Origin of the sequence: Streptomyces boninensis (assembly GCF_048572725.1) — a bacterium.
Classification (GTDB): Bacteria; Actinomycetota; Actinomycetes; order Streptomycetales; family Streptomycetaceae; genus Streptomyces; species Streptomyces boninensis.
In genome coordinates this window covers 1,837,741-1,860,485 of sequence record NZ_CP183837.1, presented here as the reverse complement: position 1 = coordinate 1,860,485, position 22,745 = coordinate 1,837,741, and the positions used below count along the sequence as shown (strand labels likewise).

19 protein-coding genes are annotated in these 22,745 nt (G+C 73.6%); 4 read left to right on the top strand and 15 right to left on the bottom strand.

What is annotated here, in order from left to right; genetic code table 11:
• Positions 1 to 14: 14 nt before the first annotated feature.
• Genes cobM through ACNNMR_RS08260 form a run of 10 tightly spaced genes read right to left on the bottom strand, consistent with a single transcriptional unit; the run spans position 15 to position 12,991 of the window.
• Entirely contained in the window at positions 15 to 821 is an 807-nt protein-coding gene (gene cobM / locus ACNNMR_RS08305) for a precorrin-4 C(11)-methyltransferase (protein ID WP_419993884.1), read from the bottom strand.
• Positions 818 to 1,558 (bottom strand): precorrin-2 C(20)-methyltransferase, encoded by a 741-nt coding sequence (cobI, locus tag ACNNMR_RS08300; RefSeq protein ID WP_419993883.1) that lies wholly within the window; start codon positions 1,556 to 1,558, stop codon positions 818 to 820. Before cobI ends, cobM begins: the two co-directional genes overlap by 4 nt.
• Positions 1,555 to 3,000 (bottom strand): cobyrinate a,c-diamide synthase, encoded by a 1,446-nt coding sequence (locus ACNNMR_RS08295; protein ID WP_419993882.1) that lies wholly within the window; start codon positions 2,998 to 3,000, stop codon positions 1,555 to 1,557. The genes cobI and ACNNMR_RS08295 overlap by 4 nt, the downstream gene beginning before the upstream one ends.
• Positions 2,994 to 3,593, bottom strand: coding sequence for a cob(I)yrinic acid a,c-diamide adenosyltransferase (gene cobO / locus ACNNMR_RS08290; protein WP_419993881.1), 600 nt, complete (start codon positions 3,591 to 3,593; stop codon positions 2,994 to 2,996). Before cobO ends, ACNNMR_RS08295 begins: the two co-directional genes overlap by 7 nt.
• Complete coding sequence (locus ACNNMR_RS08285; protein ID WP_420000292.1) at positions 3,593 to 5,680, bottom strand: putative cobaltochelatase; 2,088 nt, start codon at positions 5,678 to 5,680, stop codon at positions 3,593 to 3,595. Before ACNNMR_RS08285 ends, cobO begins: the two co-directional genes overlap by 1 nt.
• Positions 5,681 to 5,718: 38 nt before the next feature.
• Positions 5,719 to 9,441 (bottom strand): cobaltochelatase subunit CobN, encoded by a 3,723-nt coding sequence (gene cobN / locus ACNNMR_RS08280; protein WP_419993880.1) that lies wholly within the window; start codon positions 9,439 to 9,441, stop codon positions 5,719 to 5,721.
• Entirely contained in the window at positions 9,438 to 10,943 is a 1,506-nt protein-coding gene (locus ACNNMR_RS08275; RefSeq protein WP_419993879.1) for a cobyric acid synthase, read from the bottom strand. The genes cobN and ACNNMR_RS08275 overlap by 4 nt, the downstream gene beginning before the upstream one ends.
• Positions 10,940 to 11,977 carry a cobalamin biosynthesis protein gene (locus ACNNMR_RS08270; protein WP_419993878.1) on the bottom strand — a complete coding sequence of 346 codons (1,038 nt, stop codon included), beginning with the start codon at positions 11,975 to 11,977 and terminating at the stop codon, positions 10,940 to 10,942. The genes ACNNMR_RS08275 and ACNNMR_RS08270 overlap by 4 nt, the downstream gene beginning before the upstream one ends.
• Complete coding sequence (locus tag ACNNMR_RS08265; protein ID WP_419993877.1) at positions 11,974 to 12,744, bottom strand: CbtA family protein; 771 nt, start codon at positions 12,742 to 12,744, stop codon at positions 11,974 to 11,976. Before ACNNMR_RS08265 ends, ACNNMR_RS08270 begins: the two co-directional genes overlap by 4 nt.
• 22 nt (positions 12,745 to 12,766) lie before the next feature.
• Positions 12,767 to 12,991, bottom strand: a complete 225-nt coding sequence (locus ACNNMR_RS08260) for a CbtB domain-containing protein (RefSeq protein ID WP_419993876.1) — start codon at positions 12,989 to 12,991, stop codon at positions 12,767 to 12,769.
• A gap of 318 nt (positions 12,992 to 13,309) precedes the next feature.
• On the opposite strand from ACNNMR_RS08260, the gene ACNNMR_RS08255 reads away from it, so the two are divergent.
• Complete coding sequence (locus ACNNMR_RS08255) at positions 13,310 to 14,125, top strand: AfsR/SARP family transcriptional regulator (RefSeq protein ID WP_419993875.1); 816 nt, start codon at positions 13,310 to 13,312, stop codon at positions 14,123 to 14,125.
• An 8-nt stretch (positions 14,126 to 14,133) separates the two neighbouring features.
• Here the strand turns inward: ACNNMR_RS08255 and ACNNMR_RS08250 are convergent, their stop codons facing one another.
• Both ACNNMR_RS08250 and ACNNMR_RS08245 read right to left on the bottom strand, forming a co-directional pair.
• Entirely contained in the window at positions 14,134 to 15,033 is a 900-nt protein-coding gene (locus ACNNMR_RS08250; protein WP_419993874.1) for an HAD family hydrolase, read from the bottom strand.
• Positions 15,030 to 16,445: an MFS transporter gene (locus tag ACNNMR_RS08245; RefSeq protein WP_419993873.1), complete on the bottom strand. Its 1,416-nt coding sequence runs from the start codon at positions 16,443 to 16,445 to the stop codon at positions 15,030 to 15,032. The genes ACNNMR_RS08250 and ACNNMR_RS08245 overlap by 4 nt, the downstream gene beginning before the upstream one ends.
• Before the next feature lie 144 nt (positions 16,446 to 16,589).
• Between ACNNMR_RS08245 and ACNNMR_RS08240 the strand changes: the two genes are divergently transcribed.
• Positions 16,590 to 17,384, top strand: a complete 795-nt coding sequence (locus tag ACNNMR_RS08240) for a class I SAM-dependent methyltransferase (RefSeq protein ID WP_419993872.1) — start codon at positions 16,590 to 16,592, stop codon at positions 17,382 to 17,384.
• A gap of 10 nt (positions 17,385 to 17,394) precedes the next feature.
• Here the strand turns inward: ACNNMR_RS08240 and ACNNMR_RS08235 are convergent, their stop codons facing one another.
• Positions 17,395 to 17,970, bottom strand: coding sequence for a histidine phosphatase family protein (locus ACNNMR_RS08235; protein WP_419993871.1), 576 nt, complete (start codon positions 17,968 to 17,970; stop codon positions 17,395 to 17,397).
• Between the two features lie 69 nt (positions 17,971 to 18,039).
• Positions 18,040 to 19,347 (bottom strand): alpha/beta fold hydrolase, encoded by a 1,308-nt coding sequence (locus ACNNMR_RS08230; RefSeq protein WP_419993870.1) that lies wholly within the window; start codon positions 19,345 to 19,347, stop codon positions 18,040 to 18,042.
• A gap of 36 nt (positions 19,348 to 19,383) precedes the next feature.
• Here ACNNMR_RS08230 and ACNNMR_RS08225 point away from each other — a divergent pair, with 36 nt between their 5' ends.
• The gene (locus ACNNMR_RS08225; RefSeq protein ID WP_420000291.1) at positions 19,384 to 19,896 is read left to right on the top strand and encodes a GNAT family N-acetyltransferase; all 513 of its coding nucleotides are present in this window, start codon (positions 19,384 to 19,386) and stop codon (positions 19,894 to 19,896) included.
• A gap of 56 nt (positions 19,897 to 19,952) precedes the next feature.
• Here ACNNMR_RS08225 and ACNNMR_RS08220 read toward each other — a convergent pair whose 3' ends face one another.
• Positions 19,953 to 21,992: an ATP-binding protein gene (locus ACNNMR_RS08220; protein WP_419993869.1), complete on the bottom strand. Its 2,040-nt coding sequence runs from the start codon at positions 21,990 to 21,992 to the stop codon at positions 19,953 to 19,955.
• Positions 21,993 to 22,079: 87 nt separating this feature from the next.
• On the opposite strand from ACNNMR_RS08220, the gene ACNNMR_RS08215 reads away from it, so the two are divergent.
• Positions 22,080 to 22,712, top strand: a complete 633-nt coding sequence (locus ACNNMR_RS08215; protein ID WP_419993868.1) for a DsbA family oxidoreductase — start codon at positions 22,080 to 22,082, stop codon at positions 22,710 to 22,712.
• The last annotated feature ends 33 nt before the right edge of the window (positions 22,713 to 22,745 follow it).

Here is a 22,745-nt window from a genome sequence, read left to right as displayed (position 1 = left end):
GAAGATTCGGTTGCTCAGGTACGGGACTTAAGAACCCGGCGCGCCTCACGGTCCGCCTTGCGGTAACCGTGGAAGTGCCCCGGATGGTAAAGGTGCGACCGCGTCCCGGACGCGGCGAGCGCCGGCCCGACCAGGAAAAGCGTGTGCTTCCAGAGCTTGTGCTCCTTGACCGTGGCCTCCAGCGTCTCGATCGTGCAGCGCAGCACCAGCTCCTCCGGCCACGTCGCCTGATACGCCACGACCACCGGCGTCTGAGGCCCGTAACCCCCCGCCACCAGCTCTGCCGCCAACTGCCCCGACCGCGCCGCCGACAGGAACACCGCCATCGTCGTCCCGTGCCGCGCGAACTCCCGCACCTCTTCCCCCGGCGGCATCGGCGTCTTGCCGCCACCCAGCCGGGTGAGGATGACGGACTGCGCCACCTCGGGGATGGTCAGCTCACGACCGGCGAGCGCGGCCACGGCGGAGAAGGACGAGACGCCGGGGATGATCTCGACCTCGATGCCCATCTCCGCACAGCGGTCCACCTGCTCCTGCGTCCCGCCCCAGAGCGCGGGGTCGCCGGAGTGGATACGGGCGACGCGCAGCCCCTCGCGCGCGGCGCGCTCGTACACCGCCACGACGTCCTCCAGCGACATCGCCGCCGAGTCGAGGATCTCGGCGTCGTCACGGGCGTGCTCCAGGACCTCGGCCTGGACCAGGCTCGCCGCCCAGATGACGACATCCGCCTCGGCGATCGCCCGCGCGGCGCGGAAGGTGAGCAGGTCGGCCGCGCCGGGCCCGGCTCCGACGATGGTGACTTTCGAGCTGGTGGCGGTCACAGTTTGCCTCCGCGGGTGCCGTCGCGCCGGGCGGGTGCGATGAGGGTGGACAGGTAGGGGAGCGGAGTGTCGTCCGCGGCCAGGTCGGCGGCCGGGCGGATCGACTCCTCGGGCAGGCCGAGCGAGGAGCCCCAGACGGCGCCTTCCGTACGACCGCTGGCGCGCAGCGCCGCCGCGACCTCGGTGGCCTGGCGGCCGAACTTGTACGCGACGACCGTGCCGTCGCCGTCGAGTGCCTGCTTGAGGGCCGCAGCGCCTGCCGTTACGGGCACCAGCGTCAGCGGCTCGGTGCCCTCCGTCAGCACCGCGCCGCTGCGGGCGGCGAGGTCCTGCATGGCGGTGATGCCGGGGACCGTCTCGATGCGTACATCTGGCAGCAGCTCGGTGACCGTCGCGGCGAGGTAGGTGAAGGTGGAGTAGACATTGGGGTCGCCGATGGTCGCGAAGGCGACGGTGCCCTGCTGCCGCAGCAACTCCGTGACCCGCCGCCCTGCCGCGTCCCACGCGGCCTCGCGGCGGGCGTGGTCGGTGCGCTCGTTGAGCGCGAAGACGACGCGGACGAGCTTGGCGTCGTCGGCGTAATGCAGGACGGTCGCTTCCGCGCGGCCGGGCCCGGTGGCGCCCTCCATCACGGGGACGACGACCGCGGCGGCTTCGCGGAGGGCGTTCACGCCCTTGACGGTGACGAGTTCGGGGTCGCCGGGGCCGACGCCGACGCCGATGAGGCGGGCGGTCATGCGGAGCACCTTTCGATCAGGCGGGTGGCGGTGGTGGGGTGTGCGGCCCAGTGCGTGTGTACGTAACTGGCGTGGACGCCGCCCTGGATGAAGCCCTCGGTGCGGCGGGGGGCGGGGTGGGTGATGCCCCAGGCGGGGGTCGCGGTCTCGCCTTCGACGGTGGTGCGGTGGAATTCGTGCCCGCGGATCCGCGTGCCCGCGGGGGCGAGGGCGCTGTCGGTGAGGGCGACGGCGTCGCGGTAGCCGAGGGTGAGCTTGTCCGTCATACGGGCTTCGGCGTCGAGGACGCCGCACATTTCCTTGTCGTCGAGGCGGCGGCACAGGTAGAGCAGGCCGGCGCATTCGGCGGCGATGGGGGCGCCGGTGGCGGAGAGGTCGGTGACGGCTTTGCGGAGGGGCTCGTTCGCGGCGAGATCGGCCGCGTACGCCTCGGGGAAGCCGCCGCCGATGACGAGGGCTTGGGTGCCCTCGGGGAGCTGCTCGTCGTGAAGCGGGTCGAAGGGCACGACGGTCGCGCCGGCGGCGCGGAGGAGCTCGGCGTGTTCGGCGTACGAGAAGGTGAAGGCGGGGCCAGAGGCGATGGCGACCAAGGGGCCGCCTCGGGCACCCTGACCTGGCCCCGCGCTGCGCGCGGGAATCGCGCCTCCGGCGCTCGCCCTCAAGCGCCGGACGGGCTTGATTTCGGCGCTCCGCGCCTCACCGCCCAGTGCAGCTGCCGCGTCCCAAGGCTCCGCCGGCAGCTCCGGCGCGCTCCGCGCCAGCCCCATCAGCGCCTCCAGATCACACCCCGCCCGCACCCGCTCCGCAAGCTCGCCGACCCACGCCACGGCCTCCGCCCGCCGCTCCGCCGCCGGCACCAGACCCAGGTGCCGCGACGGCACCTCAAGCCCCGAAGCCCGCCGCAAGGCACCCAGCACCGGCACCCCGGCACCCTCCAGCGCCTCCCGCAGCAACTCCTCGTGCCGATCCGAGCCGACCCGATTCAGGATCACCCCCGCCACCCGCACCCCCGCGTCCCACGACGCGAAGCCATGCACCAGCGCCGCCACCGACCGCGACTGCGACGACGCGTCGACCACCAGCACCACCGGCGCCCGCAGCAGCTTCGCCACATGCGCCGTCGAGGCGAGCTCGCTCGCGCCCGCGCCGTCGTACAGGCCCATCACGCCCTCGACCACGGCGACATCCGCGCCCGCCGCCCCGTGCAGGAACAGCGGCGCGATCAGGTCCTCGCCACAGAGGTACGGGTCCAGATTCCGGCCAGGCCGGCCCGTCGCCAGCGCGTGATAGCCGGGGTCGATGTAGTCGGGGCCCACCTTGTGCGGGGACACGGCCAGGCCCGACTCCGCGAAAGCCGCCATCAGGCCCGTGGCCACGGTCGTCTTGCCGCTGCCGGAGGCCGGGGCGGCGATGACGAGACGAGGGACGGCCGCGGTCACCATTCGATGCCCCGCTGGCCCTTCTGGCCGGTGTCCATCGGGTGCTTGACCTTTCCCATCTCCGTCACCAGGTCGGCCGCGTCCAGCAGCGCGTCGGGAGCGTTCCGGCCCGTGATCACCACGTGCTGCGTGCCCGGCCGCTTCGCGAGTACGTCCACGACCTCGGCCGTGTCCACCCAGCCCCAGTGCATCGGATACGCGAACTCGTCCAGCACGTACAGCTGATACGTCTCCGCCGCGAGATCCCGCTTGACCTGCTCCCAGCCCTCGCGGGCCTTCTCCTCATTGCTCAGCTCGGAGTCGCGCTGGATCCACGACCAGCCCTCGCCCATCTTGTGCCAGTCCACGCTGCCGCCCTCGCCGGACGCCCCGAGCACCCGCAGCGCCCGCTCCTCGCCGACCTTCCACTTCGCGGACTTCACGAACTGAAACACCCCGATCGGCCACCCCTGATTCCACGCCCGCAGCGCGAGCCCGAAGGCGGCCGTCGACTTTCCCTTCCCGATGCCCGTGTGCACGACGAGCAGCGGTCGATTGCGGCGCTGCCGCGTCGTGAGGCCGTCGTCGGGGACGACGGCAGGCTGTCCCTGTGGCATTACGCGGCCCTCCCGGTCGTCCGTACGTCCCGCACCAGCCCGGACACCGCGTCCGCGCGCAACTCCTCCGGCGCCAGCGCCTGCGCGGCGAGCGCACCCGCGAGTTCGGTGGCGAGCCCGAGCCGCACCGGGCCCGACTCGCAGTCGAGGACTACCGAGGCGACGCCGTCCGCGGCCAGCAGGCGCGCCGCGCGGGTGGCCCGTACGACGGGGTCGGGGCCGCCGGTCGCGCGGCCGTCGGTGACGACGACCAGCAGCGGGCGGCGGGCGGGGTCGCGCATGCGCTCGATGCGCAGTACGTCGTGGGCCTTGAGGAGGCCCGCTGCCAGGGGGGTGCGGCCGCCGGTGGGGAGGCGCTCCAGGCGGGCGGCGGCGGTGTCGACCGACGACGTCGGGGGGAGGGCCAGGTCGGCTTCCGCGCCGCGGAAGGTGATCAGGCCGACCTTGTCGCGGCGCTGGTACGCGTCGAGGAGGAGGGAGAGGACCGCGCCCTTCACCGCGCTCATGCGCCGGCGCGCGGCCATCGAGCCCGATGCGTCGACTACGAAGAGGACGAGGTTGGACTCGCGGCCTTCGCGCGCCGCTTCGCGGAGGTCGTCGCGGTCCAGGACGAGTCCTGGGGTGCGGCGGCCGCGGGCGTGCTGGTGCGGGGCTGCGGCCTGCAAGGTCGCGGTGAGGTGGAGCTTGCCGAGGGTGCCGTGGGGCCTGCGGGCCCCGGTGGTGCGGCCGTCGTTGGTACGGGCCCTTGAGCGGCGGCCTGCCGCGCCTTCGCCGGTGCCGGGGACCTCGAGGCGGCGCGTACGGAAGGGGTCCGCCGGGGCTGCGGCCGGCTCGGTCTCGGTGCCGGTCGCGTCGCCGTCCTGCGGTCCGCCTGCGCCCGCCCGTGCCGCCCCGCGGGCGGCCCGCTCGCTCGCATGCTCGGCTTGGTCGCTGGCGGGGTGGGCTTGGTCGCTCGCATGCTCGGCCTGGTCGCCCGCGGGCTCGGCTTGATTGTCCGCAGGGTCCGAAGGCCCGTCAGCCGCCGCCCCCGACGGCCCCGCGTCCGGCCCGGAGTCCTCCGGCCGTCGTCCACCCCCCGGACCCCCGTCCGGATCCGGGTCCTCATCCTCACCCGCGTACTGCTCCAGCGTCTCGTCCAGCTTCTGCTCGTCCAACCCAGGCGCGTCGAAAGGATTCCGCCGCCTCCGATGCGGCAGCGCCAGCAGCGCCGCCTGCCGCACGTCCTCCGCCGTTACGGCCCTGCGCCCCGACCACGCCGCCAGCGCCGTCGCCGTACGGGCCATCACGATGTCCGCGCGCATGCCGTCCACCTCGAAGGCCGCGCACGTAGCCGCGATCTGCCGCAGCGCCGCGTCGCCGAGCAGCACCTGCGGGAGCAGGACCCGCGCAGCCGCGATCCGCTCCCGTACCGCCGACTCCTCCGCCGCCCAGCGCGCCGCGAAGCCCGCCGGGTCCGCGTCGTACGCGAGTCGGCGCCGTACGACCTCCACCCGCTCGTCCGGCTCCCGGGACGCGGCGACCTCCACCGTCAGCCCGAAGCGGTCCAGCAGCTGCGGGCGGAGCTCGCCCTCCTCCGGGTTCATCGTCCCGACCAGCAGGAAGCGCGCCGCGTGCCGGACCGAGACGCCTTCCCGCTCCACGTAATTCGCGCCCATGGCCGCCGCGTCCAGCAGCAGGTCCACCAGGTGGTCGTGGAGCAGGTTGACCTCGTCCACGTACAGCACGCCCCGGTGCGCATCCGCCAGCAGCCCGGGCTCGAAGGCCTTCACGCCCTCCGCCAGCGCCCGTTCGATGTCGAGCGCGCCCGTCAGCCGGTCCTCGGTCGCGCCGACCGGGAGCTCCGCCATCCGCGTCGGACGCGACTCGCCCCCGCCGCCCGCCTCGTGCGGACCGTCGGGGCACTGCGCGTCCGGCGCCGCCGGGTCGCACGCGAAGCGGCAGCCCGGCACCACCGCGACCTGCGGGAGCAGCGCGGTAAGCGCCCGTACGGCCGTGGACTTCGCCGTGCCTTTCTCGCCGCGGACGAGGACGCCGCCCACCGCAGGGGACACGGCATTCAGCAGCAGCCCGAGCCGCAGCTCGTCCATGCCGACGATCGCCGTAAAGGGATAGGGGGTGGTCGTGCTCACTGCTGTTCCTCCAGGTCGCCCTCGAGCTCCAGATACGTCTCCCGCAACCGCCGCAGCGTCGCGTCCTCCGGCTCCGCCCACAGGCCGCGGTCCGCCGCCTCCAGCAGGCGTTCCGTCATGCCGCGCAGCGCCCAGGGGTTGGACTTCTTCATGAAGTCCTGGTTCGTCTCGTCGAAGACGTACTCCGCCGCGAGCTTCTCGTACATCCAGTCGTCGACCACGCCCGCCGTCGCGTCGTAGCCGAAGAGGTAGTCGACGGTCGCCGCCATCTCGAAGGCGCCCTTGTAGCCGTGCCGGCGCATCGCCGCCATCCAGCGCGGGTTGACGACCCTGGCCCGGAAGACGCGGTGCGTCTCCTCGCCGAGCGTCCGCGTCTTGACCTGCTCGGGTACGGCCGAATCGCCCACGTACGCCTCCGGGTTGTCCCCGGTCAGGTGCCGGACCATCGCCACCATGCCGCCGTGGTACTGGAAGTAGTCGTCGGCGTCGGCGATGTCGTGCTCCCGCGTGTCCACGTTCTTCGCCGCCACCTGGATGCGCCGGAAGGCCGACTCCATGTCGCCGCGCGCCGGGCGGCCGTCCAGCCCCCGCCCGTACGCGTAGCCGCCCCACACCGCGTACACCTCTGCCAGGTCGGCGTCCGAGCGCCAGTTGCGGGCGTCGATGAGCGGCAGCAGCCCGGCCCCGTACGCGCCCGGCTTCGACCCGAAGATGCGGGATGTCGCCCGCCGCCGGTCCCCGTGCTCCGCCTCGTCCTCGTCGGCGTGGGCGCGCACGTAGTTGGACTCGGGCGGCTCGTCCAGCTCCGCCACCGCCCGTACGGCATCGTCGATCAGCCCCACGACGTGCGGGAACGCATCCCGGAAGAAGCCCGAGATACGGACGGTGACATCGATGCGCGGCCGCCCCAGCTCCGCCACCGGCACCACCTCGAAGCCCGTCACCCGCCGCGACGCCTCGTCCCACACCGGCCGGCAGCCGAGCAGCGCCAGGATCTCGGCGATGTCGTCGCCCTGCGTGCGCATGCACGCCGTGCCCCAGACCGTCAGGCCCACGGACTTCGGGTACGCGCCGTTGTCGGCGAGGTGGCGGGCCAGCAGCGAGTCGGCGAGTGCGCTGCCGACGTCCCAGGAGAGCTGGGAGGGGATGGCCTTCGGGTCCACGGAGTAGAAGTTGCGGCCGGTCGGAAGGACGTTGACCAGCCCGCGCGTGGGCGAGCCGGACGGGCCCGCCGGGATGTAGCCGCCGTCGAGCGCGTGCAGGATGTGGTCGATCTCGTCGGACGTACGGGCCAGCCGCGGGATGACCTCGCGGCCGGCGAACTCCAGCACGCGGGCTGCCTCCGGCAGGGGGGTGCCGAGCACGGACGCGACCACGGGCGCGGCTGCCGCCGCATCCCAGCCGCGGGCCTCCATCTCCTCGGCGAGGCGACGCGCCACGCTCTCCAGGATGTCGATGGCATCCGCCGCGGTACGGGCGGGGGGCTGGCGCTCGGCACCGGGAGCATCGCCGTCCGCCGGTCCGGCTGTGCCCGCCCGTTCCGCCCCTGCGGAACGCACGCCCACAGCCTTGAGCTCCGCCGGCACGACAATCCGGGCCCCCGGCTCCGCCAGCAACTCGGCCTCCACCAGCCCGAAGTGCTCCGCCAGCGCAGCCCGCAGCCCCGGCAGCGCCCCGCCCACTCCGCCCCACACCTGGGCGGACCGCAGCACCGCCAGCGCCAGATTCACCCGCGGCTCACCCTCGGGCCCGGCACCCAGCACATGCAGCCCGTCCCGGATCTGCACATCCTTGATCTCGCACAGCCAGCCATCGATATGCATGACGAACTCATCGAATTCGTCCTCGCCCGGCTGCTCATCCACATGCAGGTCGTGATGCAGCTCCGCCGCCCGTACGAGCGTCCAGATCTGACTCCGCACCGCCGGCGCCTTCGCCGGGTCCAAGTCGCTGACCAGCGCGTACTCATCCAGCAGCTGCTCCAGCTTGGCCAGATCCCCGTACGAGTCCGCCCGCGCCATCGGCGGCACCAGGTGGTCGACGACGGTCGCATGCCCGCGCCGCTTGGCCTGGGTGCCCTCGCCCGGGTCGTTGACGATGAACGGATACACCAGCGGCAGCTCCCCGAGCACCGCATCCGGCGCGCACTCCGCCGACAGCCCAAGCCCCTTGCCCGGCAGCCACTCCATCGTCCCGTGCTTGCCCATGTGCACGATGGCGTCCGCGCCGAAGGAGTTCTCCAGCCACCGATAGGCGGCCAGGTAGTGATGTGACGGCGGCATGTCCGGATCGTGGTAAATGGCGATGGGATTTTCGCCGAAGCCGCGCGGCGGCTGGATCATCACGATGACATTGCCGAACCGCAGCGCCGCCAGCACGATGTCGTCGCCGTCGACGTACAGCGAACCCGGCGGCTCACCCCAGTGCTCGCGAATACCCTCCCGCAGCCCCGGCTCAAGCCCCGCGAACCACTTCTCATTGTCCGCCAGCGGCACCCGCGCCACCGCCGCCGCCAACTGCTCCTCGGTCAGCCACTCCACATCGTGCCCGCCGGCCGCGATCAGCTCATGGATGAGCGCGTCACCGTTGTCCGGATAGCCGTCCACCCCGTACCCGGCCGCTCGCAGCGCATCCAGCAGCCGCACCGCCGAGGCCGGCGTATCGAGCCCGACCGCGTTTCCCACCCGGGAGTGCTTCGTCGGATACGCGGTGAAGACGATGCCGATCCGCTTCTCCCCGTTCGGCTTGTGCCGCAGCCGCGCATGCCGTACGGCAATCCCGGCCACCCGCGCCGCCCGCCCGGGCTCGGCCACGTACACCGGAACCCCGTCCGGCCCCTCCTCCTTGAACGAGAACGGCACCGTCACAATCCGCCCGTCGAACTCCGGAATCGCCACCTGCATCGCCGCATCCATCGGCGACAGCGCGGCATCCGAGGCCTCCCAGGCGGCCCGCGACGACGTCAGACACAGCCCCTGCAGCACGGGCACATCCAGCTCCGCCAGCGCGCCGACATCCCAGGTCTCGTCATCCCCACCCGCGGACGCATCGCTCGCCCGGGTCCCGCCGGAGGCGAGCACGGTGGCGACCAGCGCATCCGCCTGCCCAAGCAGCTCATACAGCCCCGGGTCAGCGCCCCGCAGCGAACCGCAGTACACCGGAAGGGCATTGGCCCCGGCGGCCTCGACGGCCTCGCACAGCACATCCACGAAGGCGGTGTTCCCGGACAGCTCATGCGCCCGGTAGAAGAGCACACCGACGGTCGGCCGGCCGTCGATCCGCCCGTACGACCCGTGCACCCCGTATTGCGGCATAGCCCGCGGCCCGGCGAAGCCGTGCCCGGTGAGCAGGACGGTGTCGGAGAGAAAGCGGGCGAGCTCGGCGAGATTCTCCGGCCCGCCTTCGACGAGGTACTTGAGCGCCTCCGCGACAACCCCCGCCGGCACCGTCGACTCGGCCATCAACTCGGCGTCGGGCACGGACTCTCCGCCCAGCAGGACGGCGGGCACTCGGCCGGCGGCAATAGCGGCAATGCCGTCCTCCCAGGCCCGCTTCCCGCCCAGCAGCCGGACGACCACGATATCCGCGCCGTCCAGAAGGCCCGGCAGCTCGCGTGCCGCGTCCACCCGCGCCGGGTTGGCGATCCGGTAGTCCGCCCCCGAGGCGCGGGCGGCAAGGAGGTCGGTGTCTGCCGTCGACAGCAGCAGGACGGTGCTCATGGTGCTCCCGGTGCAATAAAGGGCAGCCCCGCAGGCGCTCCCCGCTCTATCAGCCGCAGCAGCGCTTCCGTGTCCGCGTGCTGCTCGATCAGGTCCCCGAGCCGGTCCAGCTGCTCCTCCCGCAGCGCCCCGAAGCTCGTGTCCGGCGCGGGTACGAAGGCCCGGCCCGCGTCCGCCGCCACCCGCCGCAGGAACGCGCGCCGGAAGCCGTCGCTCTCCAGGGAGCCGTGCCAGTGCGTGCCCCAGACGCCACCCACCCGGCAGCCGTCCAAGAAGGCCTCCCCACCCCGCACATCCGCGACGCCGTGGTGGATCTCGTAACCCTCGACGGACTCGCCCAGCGCCTCGCCGACCGGCCGGGCCAGGGTCTTCTCGACGGCGAACCGCACCCGCACCGGCAGCAGTCCGAGGCCGTCCACCGCCCCCGCCCGCGACTCGACCTCGTCCTCGATCCGCTCGCCCAGCATCTGGAAGCCGCCGCAGATGCCCAGCACCGGCCGCCCCTCCGCGGCCCGCCGCGCAATGGCCTCCGCGAGCCCGCGCTCCCGCAGCCAGGCCAGCGCGCGTACGGTGCCGCGGGTGCCGGGCAGCACCACCAGGTCGGCGTCGACCAGCTCCTCCGCCCGGTCCACGAACCGCACCACGACACCCGGCTCTGCGGCCAGCGCGTCGACATCGGTGAAGTTGGACATCAGCGGCACCGCCGCCACCGCGACCCGCAGCACATCGGCCCCGTGCGGCGGCGCGACCGTGCTCTCGCGCACCGCGCCCCGCAGGGACACCCGCAGCCCGTCCTCCTCATCGATGCCGAGCCCGTGCGTGAACGGCAGCACACCGAGCGCGGGCCGCCCGGTCAGCGCCTTGAGCTGCTGAAGCCCCGGCTCCAACAGCGATACATCGCCCCGGAACTTGTTCACCAGATACCCGGCCACCAGCGCCTGATCCGCCTCCGCCAGCAGCGCTGTCGTACCGAAGAACGAAGCAAAGACGCCGCCCCGGTCGATGTCGCCGACCACGACCACCGGCAGCCCGGCAGCCCGCGCCAGCCCCATGTTCACGATGTCGTTGTGCCGCAGATTGATCTCGGCGGGACTCCCGGCCCCCTCACAGATCACCGCGTCGTACGAAGCCCGCAGCTCCTCCAGCGCCCCCGTCACCACCGGCAGCAGCGACTCCTGCCGCCCGCCCGCGTGGTACCCACGCGCACTGAGCTCGCCCACCGGCCGCCCCATCACCACGACCTGACTGCTGCGGTCGCTCCCGGGCTTCAGCAGCACCGGATTCATCAGCGCACTCGGCTCCACCCGCGCCGCCGCGGCCTGCATCGCCTGGGCGCGGCCGATCTCGGCGCCGTCCCTGGTGACGTACGAATTCAGGGACATGTTCTGCGCCTTGAAGGGCGCCACCTTCACGCCTTTACGCGCGAGCCACCGGCAGATTCCGGCGGTCACGACGCTCTTGCCGGCATCGGAGGTGGTGCCGGCGACGAGCAGGCCGTTCATGTGCGGACCTTTCGGTGGTGCAGGCGCCTTCGGCGCAGGACGGTGTGCCCGGCGAGGGTGGTGGCGAGGGCGAGGTGGCAGACGCGGCCCGAGAGGGTGACGGCGCGCTGGATGTCGTGGACGCCCACGGCACGACCCCCGCCATTCAGGACCGGGCGCTCCTCGACGCGCCCCCCGTACGCCAGCGGACCGCCGAGCCGCACCCCGAGGGCACCCGCGAAGGCGGCCTCCACCGGCCCCGCGTTGGGGCTCGGATGCGCCCCGCCGTCCCGCCGCCAGGCGCGCAGCGCCCCGTACGCATCGGGCCCCGCAGCCGCGGCAAGCAGCGCGGTGAGCCGCGCACCGGGCCACCCCACCACATCATCGAGCCGCGCAGCCGCCCACCCGAACCGGGCATACCGCGCCGACCGGTGACCGACCATGGCATCGAGCGTGTTCACGGCCCGGAACCCGGCCAGCCCGGGAACTCCCCCCAAGGCGCCCCAGACCAATGCGCCCACGACGGCATCAGACGTGTTCTCGGCTACGGACTCGACAACGGCCCGCGCAATCTCCTGCGCCGACAACGCCTGCGGATCCCGCCCGCACAACCGCGGCAACAACTCCCGCGCCCGGCAGAGATCGCCGCCGGCCAGCGCATCGCCGATACGAAGCGCCTCCCGCCGCAACGAACTGCCCCCCAGCACGGCCCAGACGACCCCGCCCGCAACAGCCGCCCGGCGACGCTGAGGAGGAGTGGAGCGACGCCGCCGAAAAAACCCCCTTGGTCCTGCCAAGGAGACCACAGAGGTTTTTTCGGTGGTGTCGCGGAACTCCGCCCCCGACGTAGCGGCAGCCGCAGCCACCACACCCCCCGCGCACAGCGCAGCGTAAAGCACCCCGGCATCCCGCCGATCGCGCCACAACCGCCGCTCGACGGCGCCGGCAGCCCGCCCGAACACCGCGACCGGATGCCAGGCCCCGCCCGGATCCCCGATCGCCAGATCGGCTGCGTAACCGCCCACCGCGCCCACCGCGTATGGACTGACTCTCATTGGACGGCGGCCGCCCCGACCACATCGCCACCGCTACCGACACCCCGCCGCCCAGGCACCAGCAACCGCTCCGCCAGCTCCCCGAAGACCAGCCCAAAAGCAGTCCACAGCGTCACATGCACAGCCAGCGTCGCCACCCGGAACTCCCAAAGCACATCGGCGGGGAAGTGCCCGACATCAATGCCGGACCCGGGCATCAGAACGAAAGCCGCCCACATCGCCAGCACAAACCCAGCACCGCCCGCAACCGAGGCCCACCACCCCCCGATCCGCGGCGTCAGCGCCTTCCCGGCCAGCACCGCCGCGACACAAAGGATCACCGCCAGCGCGACCAGCAGGAAGTACAGCGCCGTCCGCCGCCCGATCGTCTCGGGATCACCCACCGCCGGCGGGTTGGCCGGGTATTTCAGGAACGGCACCACGTAGACGCACACCAGCGCGGCACCCGCGGTCAACGCGCTGACGGCGCGCGGGCCGAACCGGCCCATCCGCCCCAGCCCGTAGCAGATCACCAGCGCCGCGATGCCGCCGATCGCGACGCCGTAGACGAGCACACCCGTCGCCAGCCCCGCGGTCGACTGCATGGTGCGGGTGACGAGGGGCGCCTCACCGTGCTCGTGCGCCCCGGCGTTGTGCTCCTCGAAGGCGATCGCGGCATCGACCGCGGGTTCGCCGAGGAAGTACGACACCAGCAGCGCAAAGCCGCCCGCCAGCAGCCCGGCGAGCATTCCGCGTACGAGCATGCCTCGTACAGCTATGGAGTTCATGAGTGCGAAGTTCCCCCGCCGGTCAGTGGCAGGGGAAGCCGAGGAGGTGCCGGCCGTCGTGCACCCACTCGTGCACGTTCGTACCGGAGAACACCGAGGTGGCGCCCTGCTCGGCGCCGACGAAATACAGCAGGACGAGCATCAGGACACCGACGAAGACCGCCCAGGGGGCGAGCGTCTTGAGCGAGACCGGCGTAACAGCCTGTGGCTGCGCCGAAGCAGCCTCGGGCGCAATGGACTGAGCCATGATGATGAAACCTCCCCGGGATTCACGCGTCCCGTTCGGTGGAGCAGATGACGACGGAGCGGGTCTGACTCTCCGCCCCGCGGGGCGGTCTCACAGTGGCGCGGCCGTGCCGGAGTCTCACCGGGCTTCCAGTGCGCCGTCGTCGGGTCGCGCTGACGATACCCCCTGCGGAGACCGGCGGCCAAGACGGCCCTGGCCTGGTGTGATGTAGCGGACTGTGGAGGCGGGAGGGACGCGGAGGAGAACGGCTTCCCAGCCGTCGGCGCCTCTGCCATCATCGCGGTGGCGGCCCGGTGCCGCCGGTCTTCGGGGGAAGCCATGAAGTTCCGTGTTCTCGGCCCGGTCGAGGCCTGCGCCGGCGACGGGCGGCCGATCGCACTGCCACCGACGCTGACCCGGCTGCTGGCCGGGCTGCTGAGCCACCCCGGCGAGTTCGTGCCGGCGGAGGCGCTCATCGGCGCGGTGTGGGACTTCGCCCCGCCGAAGGCGGCAGCCAAGAGCCTGCAGATACACGTGCATCACCTGCGCCGGGCGCTGGGGGCGGAGCACGTGGTGTTATCGGCCGGGAGCTACGCCCTGCAAGTCCCGCCCGGCGCCTGCGATGCCGGGCGCTTCGAGAACCTGGCGGCCGAGGCGCGCTCCGCGGCTGTCGCCGGGGAGGCGGCGGACGCGGCCCGGCTGTTCGCGCAGGCGCTGGCCCTGTGGCGCGGCCCCGCCTTCGCGGGCCAGGAGTGTGCGGTCCTCGTACGGGAGGAGGCGGCCCGCCTGGAAGCGGCGCGGCAGCGCGTCACGGAGGAGCGCATCGACGCCGATCTGACGCTCGGCCGGCACGGCGAGGTGGTGGCGGAACTCACGGCCCTGGTCACCCGCCACCCGCTCCGCGAAACGCTGCGCGCCCAGCTGATGCTGGCGCTGCACCGGCTGGGAAGAACCGCGGAGGCGCTCGTCTCGTACGAGGAGGGGCGACGGCTGTTGGCGGAGGAGTTGGGCATCGACCCGGGGGCGCAGCTGCGCACGCTGTATCTGGGGCTGCTGAGGGGAGACCCGGCGCTGGCGGCGTCCGGACAGGGAACGGGGGCGGTACCGGGGCCGGTTACCAGGCAGCCGCCGCACGAGGTTCCGCGGCGCGGGTAGGCAGGCGGTCAGGTCCGCGCAGGCGCGCCCGGCGGAAGCCGGCGGCCGGCCACGGGCCGGAGGGCTGGGCCGAGTGCCGTCGGCGGTGCATCATCGTCACCACCACCCGCCGTGGCCAGCACTGCGGCTACCGCCCCGTCGACCGCCGGAACTCGCAGCACCGCACGACCGCGGCCCGCGGCACCCAGCAGCCCCGGCAGCCGGCCTCCCACCACCACTGCCTGGTCGGCGGCCCGCAGCAGCCCCAGGTCGTTCACGTCATTCCCCAGCGCGGTGAATCGTCCGCCGTCCGGTCCCAGCAGCGCCCGCAGCGCGACCGCCTTGTCCACCCCGGCCGGTGTGACGTCCACATCGCCCGTACGCTCATGTGGGAACAGCCGCGCCCGCGGCCCGGCGGCCGAGCGCACCGGACCCATCCGGCCCGCGGCGTCCGCGACGGCGACCTTGACCACCGGACCTGGCGGCGGCACGGCACCCGAGAGACCCACCACGCGGCGGTGCTGCCCCATCCACGGAAGCGTGCGCACGGAGCTGGCCCAGAACCAGTCGCCGTACTCGACGCAGAAGTCAAGGCCCGCCCCGCGCAGTCCGCGCGCCAGCGCGACCACGGCGTCCCGCGGCAGGCACACCCGGCCGCCGGTGCCCGAAGTGTCCCGCCACAGTGCGCCGTTGCAGCAGATCAGGTCGAAGGCGTCCGTGAGCGAACCGAGCAGCCGCCGGGTCCCGCGCGGGGACCGGGACGTCGCCAGCACCAGTCGGGCACCCCGGCCGGCAGCCAGCCGGATCAGCTGGGCCGTGACCGCAGGCCCTGGCGGCGCCCCGTGGAAAGCGAGCGTGCCGTCGAGGTCGGCGACGATGACATCCGTACGGGCGGGAAGCACGCCCGGCGGCAACTGGCCGCAGCTCACGGGGACACCGCCCGTCGGCCCCGGGCCACGAGCCACGCCGCCGCCCCGCCGACCAGCAGGAAGCCCGCGGCCACCAGCATCCCGGGCCCCGCGGGCCCGACCGCACCGGGGCGCGGCACGAGGGCGAGTGCGGTGAGGAGCGCCATGCCGCCGGCTCCGCCCACGTTCTGCCAGGTCGTCACCACCCCTGACACCGTCGCTCGGCAGTGCTCAGAGGCAGCGTCCACCGCGCCGATGGTGGCGGCCGGGAAACACAGCGCGAGGCCGGCGCCGGTCAGCACCATGGCCGGCAGCACGCCGTACGCAGGCCGGACACCTTCATCGGAGGCGGCCAGCAGCCCCAGCGCGAGCAGGATCAGCGCCATGCCGGCGGCGAGCGCCCGCCCGACGCCGAGCCGCGTCACGATCCGGGCCCCGTACGCGGACAACAGCGAGAACGCCACCGGCTGCGGGAGGATCAGCAGGGACACCCGGAACGGGTCGACCGACCGGCCCAACTGCAGCTCCAGGCTGATCACATACATCGATCCCAGCACCGCGGCGAAGACCGCCGCCAGCGCCACGCAGCAGGCCAGCACCCGCGGCGCGCGCACCGCTGCCGCCGGAAAGCCGTCGATCCCGCCCCGCCGGACCAGCGCCGCGCCCGCGGCCCCCGCCGCGGCGAACTCGGCCGCCACCAGCCAGGCCGCGGAGCCGCCGGTCCCGGCGACGGCGTGCACGGCGAGCAGCAGCGCGGCCGTGAGGAGCGCGGCCCCCGTCCAGTCCACCCGCTGCGGCGCTTTGCCTGCCGCGGGGGAGAGCCGGGAGCACACCGCCAGTACGAGCAGCACCACCGGCAGCAGAATGGCGAAGCCGGCCCGCCAGCCGAGCCAGGTCACCACGAAGCCGGGCAGTACGAGACCCAGCGAGAAGCCCGCCGCGCCCATGGCCCCGAACAGCGCGACGACCCGGTTGCGGCGCGCCCCGGCCGGCAGCCCCGCGGTGATCAGCGCCAGCGCCGCCGGAGCGCTCAGCGCTGCCCCCGCGCCCTGCACGAACCGTCCGGCCGCCACCACCCACGCGCCCGGCGCCAGCGCACACAGCGTGCACCCGGCGCCGAAGAGCGCGACCCCGGACAGGAACACCGCGCGCCGATCGCGCGCGTCGCCGAGCCGCCCGGCCACCGGCAGCAGCCCTGCGTAACCCACCAGGAACGCGGTCACCACCAGGCTGAGCAACGCGGGCCCGGGCCTGAACTCGGCGGCGATCTCGGCCACTTGCACGTTGATGCTGGACGAGCTCATGCCCTCCAGCAGCAGCGCAAGGCTGATCACCGTGGTGCGCCACCAGGCGTGCGGCGGCCCCCCGTCGGTCTCCGCACGCGGTTGCTTCCCGATCCCGGACGCGGCTCGGCCCGCATCTTCGACTGTCATGCACCCTCCCCGTGTCAGGCGGCTCCAGCCTGGACGACGGCGGTTGTCGTCCGGTTGTCGTGCGGCTGCGGCGGGTGTCCGGACGCCGGCGGCGCGGCTAGCGTGACCGGTCAACCGGACCACGTCACGGGGGAGGGGCGCCGCATGCGCCGACACGAATACGTCTTCAGCACCGAGTCGGATCTGGGGCTGCGGCAGGTCCGCACGCTCGAACTGCTGCTGGACGGCGCCACCGAGGAGATCCTGGCGCCGATCGGCCCGTCACCCGGCGCGCGCTGCCTGGAGGCGGGCGCGGGCGGCGGCTCCATTGCGCGGCTGCTCGCAGAGCGGGCCGGGCCGCACGGCGAGGTCGTAGCCGTCGACACCGACACCAAGTGGCTGGACGGGCTGCCCGGCGTCCAGGTGCACACCCACGACATCAACGAAGGACTGCCGGTGGCCGGCCCGTACGACCTCATCCACGCCCGGCTGCTGCTGATGCACCTAGGGCGGCGGCGGGAGATCCTGCGGATGCTGGTGGACGCACTGGCGCCCGGCGGCTGGCTGGTGACCGGCGACTTCGGGGACCGGTCGCGGCAGGTCCTGGCGGCGCCGAGTGCTGCCGACGCGGAGCTGTTCGAGCGGGTGCAGGACATCGGTCAGCGACACGTACTTCCGCTGGTGGGCATGGACATGGGCTGGGCCGCCGAGGCCGATGGCGAGATGGCCGCCGCGGGGCTGGTGGACCTGGACGGACTGGCGTACCGGCCGACGGCCGCGGGCGGCTCACCCGGCGCCCTGCTGCATCACAACCACACTCTGCAGATGGAGCCGTTGCTGCTGAAGGCCGGGATCACGACCGAGGAGCTGACGCGCTACCGGGCGCTGATGGCCGATCCGCGGTTCCGGGCCTGGTTCTTCGAGTTCGTCTGCCACCGGGGGCGCAAGCCCGCCGCATAGGCGCCCGCCGTTACGGGCCGAGCGGCCGGCCCGTGCGGAGGTTCCAGCGGCCGGCGCGGCCGCTCAGCTCGGTCAGCGACAGCGGTGGTACGTCCAGCCGCCAGAACGCCTGCGCCGGCAGCTGCAGCGCGTGCACCACAGCGGCCCGTACCACCGCGACGTCCGCCACCGCGACGGTCCGCCCGGCGGGAGCCGCGGCCAGCCAGCCGCCGACCCGGGCGACGAGGTCGAGCAGCGATTCGCCGCCGTGCGGGGCGGCCGCCGGGTCGGCCAACCAGGCGGCGACGGCGTCGGGTTCCGATGCCGCGATGTCCTGCAGCCGGCGGCCGCGCCAGCTGCCCACGTCCCAGGCGGCCGGCGCCGCGGCCTCGCCGGGGTCGAGTCCCAGCACGGCGGCCGTCTCACGGCAGCGCACGGAGGCGGCGACACAGGCGTGCGTGCTGCCCGCCGCGGCCTGTGCCGACTCCGCGACGGCCCGCGCCGACTCCCTCGCGTGTGCGTCGAGTCCGGTCGCGCTCCCGAAGACGGCGGCCCGCGCCTCGGCGGCACTCATCGCCGGTGCGATCAGCAGCACCCGTACCGTCACCGCGCCCGTCCCTTCCCCCGCACGCCAGATGGACCCGAGCACGGTACCCGCATCCGGGGACCCGGCCGCTCACACCTCCCCGCGGGCCATCCCGATCAGCCGGTCGAGTACCGCCCCGTTGCTGACCCGCAGCCCGTCGTGCTCCCACTCGTTGGTGACCCACACCCGCACGCCCGGCACCGCATCCGCCGTCGCCAGGGAGTCCGTGCAATCGACGTACATGTCGTCGTGGTACACCGCCGCGTACACCGGCACCCGGTTCGCCGCCAGCCGCCGCGGATCGTAGAGGTCCGGCCAGTCCTTGCGCTCCGCCAGCAGGTGCGCGGTCTGCCGCAGCGGCCGCAGGACCGGGTCCTGGTCGAAGTGCCAGGGGTAGCACATCTCGCCGGTGAAGAGGAACGGGTCGTCCGCCTGTCCCTCCCAGGTGAACTGCGGGAACTCCGCCCGTACCCGCTGCGCCGCCCACCCCGTCGGCTCATTGCCCGCCGACCGCTGGGCGTAGATGGACTCCTGCAGCAGCGCGTACAGCGGATGCGCGGCGAAGGAGAGGCGCCGGGCGGCCTCTGCGAGGAAGGCGTCGGCGAGCTCGTGCGTGCCCGGGACCCAGGCGTTCTCCAGCAGATAGTGCAGCTCGTCCGAGCCGTTGCCGGAGCCCAGCGCCAGCCCCAGCGACTGGAAGGACTCCACCGTCAGCCGTGCCCCGTTCGGCAGCGTCACATCCTGTTCGCGCAGGTGGGCGGCGATACGGCGGGCGGCGTCCTGGTCGCCGGGGTAGCGGGCGTAATGTGCCTCGTTTTTCGCCTCGACCCTCGGGTACGCCGCCCGGTACACGTGCTCGGCCGTGGACCGGAGCCCGGGCAGGCCGCCCGTGATGAACGCCTCGCGGACGTGCTGCGGCGCGTACGACAGATAGGTCATGACGCAGAAGCCGCCGAAGCTCTGCCCCAGCACCGACCAGCTGCCGCTCGGGCCCACCACCCGCTTCCGCAGCGCCTCCGCGTCCCGCACGATCGTGTCGGCGCGGAAGTGCGACAGACACTCCGCCTGCACCTCCGGGGTGCCGCGCTGCGGCAGGGTCTGCCTGGTCAGCGGAGTGGAGCGGCCGGTGCCGCGCTGGTCGAGCAGAAGGACGCGGTAGTCCTTCAGCGCCCGCTTCAGCCACCCGGACGTCCCCAGCGGACGGTGCGCCGCCATGCCGGGGCCGCCCTGCAGGAACAGCAGCCACGGCAGCCCGCTGTCCCGCTCCCGCCCCGCGGCGACGGCCTCGCGGGCGTAGAGCTGGATGCGCTCGCCGCCGGGGGCGTCGTAGTCCAGCGGGACATCGAAGGTGTGGTCGGTGAGGACAACGCCGGGCTGCCGGATGACGATCGCGGACATGCTCTCACCGTAGCCGCGGGCGCCGGAGGCGGCATGATGCGGACCATGGATGCGCCCTCCGTTACGTCCGTCCAGGTGCCCGTCACCGTCCGGGACCTGCGCCATGCCGACCTACCGGGGTGCGGCTGGTCGGGTTCCGCGCTGCATGTGCGGCACATCGGCGACGCCCTCGACCGGGCCGCGGCCGGTGAGGCCGACTACGTCGCGCTGTGCCCGCCCTCCGGCCTCCCGGTCGCCATCGGCGGCGTGGACTACGCGCCTCGCCCGGACGCCGGCACCCTGTGGCAGCTCGCCGTACACCCGGCGCTGCAGTCCTGCGGCCTCGGCACCCTCCTCGTCAACGCCCTGGAGGAACGCGCCCGGGCCCGCGGCCGCGCCTGGGCCGTACTCGGCGTCGAGGAGGCCAACCCGCGCGCCCGCGCGCTGTACGAGCGGCTGGGCTACGTGGCGTACGGGAGCGAGCCCGACGCCTGGGACGAACTCGGGCCTGACGGGGCCGTGCGGCGCCACGAGACGATGTGCACGCTGCTGCGCAAGCCGCTCTCCTGAGCCGGCACCGCGCCGGCCCAGCCGGGATCGCTGCCCGGTTGCTGCTCAGTTCCTGCTCAGCGGGGAGCCGTTGCGTTCTCCTCCAGCCGCAGCTGTCCCGTCTCCACCGCCCACAGCAGCTCGGTGAGCCGCTCCGTCGCCCGCGTCAGATGCCGCCGGTACGTGGAGAACGGCAGGCCGAGCAGCTCCGCCGCGGCCTCCTGCGTCGGCGCCGGGCGCAGGAACGTGCGATCCAGAGCGCGCAGTTGGGCGGCGGCACGCGGCTCGTCGCCGAGCCGGTCCGCGGCGGCGGTGAGGGTGGCGCGCAGCCGGTCCGCCACGCCGCCGCTGCCGCCGGCGGCGAGGCGGGTGCCGGTCAGCGGGTTGGCGCCGAGCCGGTCGGGCCGGTGCAGATCACGCAGCGCGGCCCGTACCGCCGCGGCGAACCGGTCGCGGCCCAGCGGCGGCGGTCGCAGTGCCTCCGGTGGCGGCGGGCCGCCCGCGCCGGTGAGCTCGCGCTCGGCCATGAACTCCAGCCAGTTCTCCACCGGGCAGCGGCGCCAGTCGATCGCGAAGACGGTGTACTCCAGGTCGCCGAGCGGCACCGGGAACTCGTGCGTCAGCGCCAGATAGCCGAACGACGGCCGCCAGAATTCCGGATCGAGCATCGGGCAGAACGACCAGGCCAGCGGCCGGGTCAGCCACGACATCGCGCACCCCACACAGCCGGCCAGCACCCCGTACGCATCCCGCTGATGCGCCACCGCCCCCGACGCGAAGCGGGTGATGCTGATCTCCTCACCGTCCCGCACCGGCGACAGCCGCTCCGCCTCCGCCAGCACCTGCTCCACCACCGGGTCGGCGACCGGCGGCTCGGCCCCGGCCGGGCAGATCAGCTCGTATGTGAACCCCGCGATGCCCGCCGGCGACCGCACCACCATCAGGTGCTGCGGCGCCGCCTTGAGCCAGCGGGCCGCCAGCTCCACGCTCTGCGGCCCCTCGAACCGCTCCAGGATCTCCAGCACCTGGCGGTGATCCTCGGGCCGCGCCGGGGCGACCGTCGGCGAGCCCTGGTCCCGCAGGGCCCACAGCGAGCGGCCGAGCGGGCCACGGCGGTGCATGTACAGCTTCTGGTGCGCCCAGAGCCTCCGGTCCGAGCCGCCGCGGCGCAGCTCGGCGGTGGCGTGGACGTGCACGATGCTGTTGACGCGGCGGCAGGTTTCCGGGGAGCGGCGGCGCAGGTCGGCGTCGAGGAGGTCGCGGACCAGGTCGTGCGGGTAGAGGCCGTCGGCACCGCGGGTGATGTACGGCTGCGCCTCCAGCCACGCCCACACCTCCTGCGCCTGGTCGCCGACGGCGCTGCGCAGCAGATCCTCGGTGGTCAGCCAGGCCGACGCGCACAGCGCCCGGCCGAGCTCGTGCGCCTCGCCCGGCGCCTCTCCGACGAGCTGCTCGACCAGCACCGCGACCAGGTCGGGCGCGTCGGCGAGGCCTGCGGGCACGTTCTCCGAGCCGGCCGCGTCGGCCAGCAGCGCCAGCGTCAGCGGATGCCCCTTGCCGAGCGCGGCGAGGTGCGGGCCGAGCCCCTCGGGTACCCCGGCGAGCGCCAGCAGCCGCAGGCTCTCCGCCTCGCTCAGCGGCGCGAGCGGGAGCAGCGCGGCGAGCTCCCGCCACGCCGGGTCGGCACGCCAGGACGGTCCCGGCGGCGTCCGGCCGAGGAACACGGCGACCGTGTCGGCGGGCAGTCCGGGCAGCAGCTCGTCGCGGATCCAGTCGTCGATGGCGGCCAGCTGCTCGTACCCGTCGAGCAGCAGCACCCGGCCGCCGGTGGCGCCCGCCTTCTCCTCCGCGGCTTTCAGCGCATACCGGAATCCCTCCGGCGTGCAGTCGACGTCCCGCCCGTCGACGGCGACCGGAATCCGCCCGCGGGCGCGGGCCTGCCGCCGGAACTGCTGCAGCAGGGCGGTCTTCCCGATGCCGCCAGGGCCGTGCACATATAAGACGCGCCGCGGCGTCTCCCCCGAGAGCGCGGATGTGAAGGCGGCGAGCTCGTGCTCCCGTCCGACGAAGCCGCGACTACGGGCGGCGTCGATCGCGCCGCCCAGGTCATTGCTCATGACGTCCCCCTGGACGAGTCCCTTGCGGACCCACATGGCCCCCACCATCCCAGGAATATCCGCTTCCGCCTCGTGGTTTGCGCTGGCATGCGAGTAGAGATCTGGTCCGACATCGCCTGTCCCTGGTGCTACATCGGAAAGGCCCGCTTCGAGAAGGGGCTCGCCGCCTTTGCCGGGCGGGAGGGCGTCGAGGTGGTGCACCGGTCCTTTGAGCTCGATCCGAAGGCTGAGCCGATCGGGGATGAGCTGGTGACCGAGATGCTCGCCCGGAAGTACGGCGTCAGCCGGCAGGAGGCCGCGGGCATGGAGGAGCGGGTCGCCGAGAACGCCAGGTCGGAGGGGCTCGGCTATCGCACCGGGCGGCGCGGGGGCAGCACCTTCGACCTGCACCGGCTGCTGCAGCTCGCCAAGGCGCGCGGGCGTCATGCGGAGCTGCTCGATGCTTTCTACGCGGCGAATTTCGCCGATGCCGAGCACCTCGGCGACCCGGACATCCTCGTCCGTATCGCCTCCGCCGCCGGCCTCGACGCCGACGAGGCGCGCAAGGTCCTCGACGACCCGGCCGCCTACGCCGACGACGTCCGCGCCGACGAGCGCGAGGCCGCGGAGCTCGGCATCAGCGCGGTGCCGTTCTTCGTGATCGACCGCAAGTACGGCGTCTCCGGCGGCCAGCCCGCCGAGGTCTTCACGCAGGCGCTGCAGCAGGCGGCGGCCGAGTAGCCGACGTCCGCAAGCGCCTCCGCACGCACCTCC

What these genes read in the sequence shown, in the direction of transcription:
- ACNNMR_RS08265 (WP_419993877.1), bottom strand. Translation starts at nt 12,744, where the DNA reads ATGAACTCCATAGCTGTACGAGGCATGCTCGTACGCGGAATGCTCGCC.
- ACNNMR_RS08215 (WP_419993868.1), top strand. Translation starts at nt 22,080, where the DNA reads ATGCGAGTAGAGATCTGGTCCGACATCGCCTGTCCCTGGTGCTACATC.
- cobI (WP_419993883.1), bottom strand. Translation starts at nt 1,558, where the DNA reads ATGACCGCCCGCCTCATCGGCGTCGGCGTCGGCCCCGGCGACCCCGAA.
- ACNNMR_RS08260 (WP_419993876.1), bottom strand. Translation starts at nt 12,991, where the DNA reads ATGGCTCAGTCCATTGCGCCCGAGGCTGCTTCGGCGCAGCCACAGGCT.
- ACNNMR_RS08285 (WP_420000292.1), bottom strand. Translation starts at nt 5,680, where the DNA reads ATGGACGAGCTGCGGCTCGGGCTGCTGCTGAATGCCGTGTCCCCTGCG.
- ACNNMR_RS08295 (WP_419993882.1), bottom strand. Translation starts at nt 3,000, where the DNA reads ATGGTGACCGCGGCCGTCCCTCGTCTCGTCATCGCCGCCCCGGCCTCC.
- ACNNMR_RS08245 (WP_419993873.1), bottom strand. Translation starts at nt 16,445, where the DNA reads ATGACAGTCGAAGATGCGGGCCGAGCCGCGTCCGGGATCGGGAAGCAA.
- ACNNMR_RS08225 (WP_420000291.1), top strand. Translation starts at nt 19,384, where the DNA reads ATGCGGACCATGGATGCGCCCTCCGTTACGTCCGTCCAGGTGCCCGTC.
- cobN (WP_419993880.1), bottom strand. Translation starts at nt 9,441, where the DNA reads ATGAGCACCGTCCTGCTGCTGTCGACGGCAGACACCGACCTCCTTGCC.
- ACNNMR_RS08220 (WP_419993869.1), bottom strand. Translation starts at nt 21,992, where the DNA reads ATGAGCAATGACCTGGGCGGCGCGATCGACGCCGCCCGTAGTCGCGGC.
- ACNNMR_RS08270 (WP_419993878.1), bottom strand. Translation starts at nt 11,977, where the DNA reads ATGAGAGTCAGTCCATACGCGGTGGGCGCGGTGGGCGGTTACGCAGCC.
- ACNNMR_RS08230 (WP_419993870.1), bottom strand. Translation starts at nt 19,347, where the DNA reads ATGTCCGCGATCGTCATCCGGCAGCCCGGCGTTGTCCTCACCGACCAC.
- cobO (WP_419993881.1), bottom strand. Translation starts at nt 3,593, where the DNA reads ATGCCACAGGGACAGCCTGCCGTCGTCCCCGACGACGGCCTCACGACG.
- ACNNMR_RS08275 (WP_419993879.1), bottom strand. Translation starts at nt 10,943, where the DNA reads ATGAACGGCCTGCTCGTCGCCGGCACCACCTCCGATGCCGGCAAGAGC.
- ACNNMR_RS08240 (WP_419993872.1), top strand. Translation starts at nt 16,590, where the DNA reads ATGCGCCGACACGAATACGTCTTCAGCACCGAGTCGGATCTGGGGCTG.
- ACNNMR_RS08255 (WP_419993875.1), top strand. Translation starts at nt 13,310, where the DNA reads ATGAAGTTCCGTGTTCTCGGCCCGGTCGAGGCCTGCGCCGGCGACGGG.